Source organism: Sphaerochaeta sp. S2 (assembly GCF_016406725.1).
Lineage (GTDB): Bacteria > Spirochaetota > Spirochaetia > Sphaerochaetales > Sphaerochaetaceae > Sphaerochaeta.
On record NZ_JAEKNT010000491.1, the window covers coordinates 1 to 1,070 of the forward strand.

Below are 1,070 nucleotides of genomic sequence, written 5' to 3' on the forward strand. Positions count from 1 at the left end.
CGGTAAATCATACGTACCTGTTTATTGAGTCACTGAAATGATATCCTTGAAATAAATTATAGTTCACTCGAAAAACTATTAATAGTTTTTTGAGTATGCTAGATCAAGGAGGTCGCAATTATGAATGTCAAAAAAGTCACATCCCAGATCCGTAAAGAGCAATGGGTGAATATTATATATAATAGAGTAGAAACACGCTGTAAGTAGGATAATCGGGATTTGAATTTTATAAGTGATGGAAATATCGGATTGATTGATTGAACCTGATAAAACGTCTATTATGTGATAGACTAGAATCAGGAGAGGTGAAATATGATTCGAAATTTACTAAATGATAAAAATCTATATATTACTATTGGCGTGGCAATCCTGTTCTTAGTTGTTAAGAGTAGATTTTTGTGGTTTGCATTGCTGAATTTGGTGTTAATAGTGTTACAGCATGTAGGATTTTACCGTCACATGAAAAATGGCGGTTACATAGATATTTTTAGTGAAAAAGTCGTTGAACTGGGCAATGATGAACTTACATTAGAAAAATTGAAGAAGATTAAAGATGAACATATTCCAGAAGAGCATAAAAATTTGCCTAGGAGTGTATTGCATCTATACTTATTGGTTCGAATATTGGTTCTACCACTGATGATAATTTCGGTAGTGCAAATACTAATGTTTCTAGGTGGTGTCCTATTCTAGAAAGCATTGGTTTTCACTACAAAACTTTACAGATTTTCACTACAAAAAAGTGTGGATTGATTGGTTGAAATAAGAATGATGGAATTTCAACAATTGCTAAGTTAGACAGAAAAATATTTAACGACATAATTTAGATTATGCAGTGAATTATGATTTTCACTCTTTAGACGTGGTAGAAGAATAATGAATATATTTTGGTTGAATGAGAGGTGGTAGACTATGAATAACTACGTTAAATCACTAAAAGCATTCTCAATATCCAATCCATTCTACTATGTTGATGAAACACTTGAGAAAGATAAGCTTTTAGAAAAAATGAATGAGAAGGATTATGATGTGATTGGTATAAAATCATGTGACGGAAAGATATGTAGATA

1 protein-coding gene is annotated in these 1,070 nt (G+C 31.4%); it reads left to right on the forward strand.

All coding sequences use genetic code 11. From position 1 onward, the window contains the following. Positions 1–312 precede the first annotated feature (312 nt). The gene (locus JF818_RS14310) at positions 313–693 is read left to right on the forward strand and encodes a hypothetical protein (RefSeq protein WP_198892653.1); all 381 of its coding nucleotides are present in this window, start codon (positions 313–315) and stop codon (positions 691–693) included. The last annotated feature ends 377 nt before the right edge of the window (positions 694–1,070 follow it).

Coding starts and splice junctions, on each gene's coding strand:
- JF818_RS14310 (WP_198892653.1), top strand. CDS start 313: ATGATTCGAAATTTACTAAATGATAAAAATCTATATATTACTATTGGC.